Origin of the sequence: Flavobacterium glucosi, from assembly GCF_048286535.1 — a bacterium.
GTDB lineage: Bacteria > Bacteroidota > Bacteroidia > Flavobacteriales > Flavobacteriaceae > Flavobacterium.
Genome location: NZ_JBLVPK010000014.1, coordinates 1 through 2,344 on the forward strand (window position 1 = coordinate 1; position 2,344 = coordinate 2,344).

Here is a 2,344-nt window from a genome sequence, read left to right on the forward strand (position 1 = left end):
TTCCCTCTCGATCTAATTAACTTGCCAGTATTTTAAAGAACTTCTGCGCCATTGCGGGTGCAAAACTAGCACCTTTATTCAGTTATTCAAGCTTTTTTAAACGCTTTTTTTAATATTTTCTTAACCTAATCTTTAACTAGCTGATATCTATAATTTTGAAACGGAAGTTTTTTCCTATACCCGGCTCAAGCTTCGGGAATATCAGAAGGAAAAGGAAATTCATGAGTAAATACCTATGAATGGCAACATTTATAGGTGTATACTTTACTCCTTATATATAAGGTAATGTATATTGTTGATTGAAATTTCTCCTTTGTCGAAATCACAAAGTCAGCCGCCTATTATAACCAGTAAAGCAGGAAAATGGAATGAAATGAAATTTTTCAAGGACTTGCAGCGTATAGCCCAACACATTATATACAAATCATAATCTCTTTTTAAATAACGAGAAACATCTTAATCATTTTTTTAATTTTATTCGGATCAAGATAACGGTTTAGAATTTCCCAATTCGCGGACAACAGGTATACCTACTCATCACCCAAAGAAGATGGCTTAATGAGGATACCGGAGAAGTCGTTTATAGAGATTGGAATTTAGTATCAGACGCAACTCATGTAACACAAGAGTTTGCGTTTTTTTAAAAGAGATCAATAGATTCTAAGCCTAATGATTGCAATGCTATTGCCTCTTTTTATGAAGTTACGGGTAAAAAACTGCAACATCAATATAAAGATTTCTTAAGTGACTTCAAAACCTGGAATCAACTATTACACGCCAAACAAAGGCTTATTTTGGATCAGTCCTAAAAGTTGTGGGGAAATATTAAAACAAGGATATTTGTATTTCAAAATCAGATACAAATGCAAGATTCTTATAGCGAACTTATCAAATTATTATTACCAGAAATTATTGTTGAATACTTTGAACTTACTTCTTATCAAAAAGGAGAAGAAATACTTCATCTTTACTTAAAGGAGATCAATTCGATCCCTAAAGAATACCGACAATATAAATTAAGTTCCAAAGGATTCTTTGACGAGATAACCGTTCAGGATTTCCTAATTCGTGGACAACAAGTATATCTTCATATCACTCGCAGGAAATGGCTTAATGAAGATACTGGGCAAGTCATTTTCAGAGATTGGAATTTAGTAGCAGACGGAACTCGGGTAACACAAGAGTTTGCGTCTTTTTTAAAAGAGATCAATAGATTCCAAGCCTAATGACTGTAATGCTATTGCTTCTTTTTACGGAGTTACGGGTAAAAAACTGCAACATCAATATAAAGATTTCTTAAATGACTTCAAAACCTGGAATCAACTATCACACGCCAAACAATGGCTTATTATTCCAGAGAATTTAGGCAAACGTTTATCGATAGACGAAACTTCACTCTCCAATGGTGAACTCTATACTATTTTGACCAATAAAGCAGCAAAAGGAAAGAAAGGAACTATAGTTGCCATGATTGCCGGAATTAAAGCCGACACTGTAATTTCTATTATTGAAAAAATCCCTCTCAAAGCGTGCAATCAAGTAACAGAGATTACGCTGGTTATGGCAGCGAATATGGGATTAATTGCTAAGAAATGTTTTCCAAATGCAACAAGGGTAACCGACCGCTTCCATGTTCAAAAACTGGCTACAGAAGCTTTACAAGAAATAAGGATCAAATACAGATGGCAAGCCATAGACCAGGAAAACGAGGGCATAGAAAAAGCCAAGAAAAACAAGAAAAGGTTCGAGTCTGAAGTCTTGGCTAATGGAGATACTCTTAAACAATTACTGGCCAGAAGTCGCTATTTCTTTTACAAAAACAAATCAAAATGGTCGGCAAACCAAATAGAACGTGCGGCATTATTATTTGAATTGTATCCTGAAATTCAAAAAGCATACAATCTAACACAAGACTTGCGCAACATCTTTGAAAAGACAACAGATAAAATAATCGGATTTGCAAAATTAGCCAAATGGCACGAAAAAGTAAACCAATCCGGGTTCAAATCCTTTAATACAATCTCTCGATCTATAGTAAATCACTATCAAACTATTTTGAACTATTTTGATAATAGAAGCACAAATGCTTCGTCAGAATCTTACAATGCTAAAATAAAGGCATTTAGAGCTCAATTCAGAGGAGTTAGAAATATAGAATTCTTCTTTTTTAGACTAACTAATATTTATGCTTAATTTTTATCGCTCCACAGGTTTTGGGATTGATCCTACTTTTCTCTAATCTGTGCAATCTTTTGAATATGTGTTAAAAATCTTGTTTGGTATTAGTTTCGGATAGCATACGAAAATCCTCATCACATACATGATTAGGATTTAAAATAATCTG

Annotated in this window: 3 protein-coding genes; all 3 read left to right on the forward strand. The window is 33.7% G+C overall.

The genetic code is table 11. From position 1 onward, the window contains the following. Positions 1–536 precede the first annotated feature (536 nt). A complete protein-coding gene (locus ACNQGD_RS14965; protein ID WP_470303491.1) occupies positions 537–644 on the forward strand; it encodes a hypothetical protein in 108 nt (35 codons plus the stop codon). A 219-nt stretch (positions 645–863) separates the two neighbouring features. After that, positions 864–1,226, forward strand: a complete 363-nt coding sequence (locus ACNQGD_RS14930; protein ID WP_417999835.1) for an ISAon1 family transposase N-terminal region protein — start codon at positions 864–866, stop codon at positions 1,224–1,226. Positions 1,227–1,239: 13 nt separating this feature from the next. Further along, entirely contained in the window at positions 1,240–2,193 is a 954-nt protein-coding gene (locus tag ACNQGD_RS14935; RefSeq protein ID WP_470303492.1) for an ISAon1 family transposase, read from the forward strand. Positions 2,194–2,344: the final 151 nt, after the last annotated feature.

Coding starts and splice junctions, on each gene's coding strand:
- ACNQGD_RS14930 (WP_417999835.1), top strand. CDS start 864: ATGCAAGATTCTTATAGCGAACTTATCAAATTATTATTACCAGAAATT.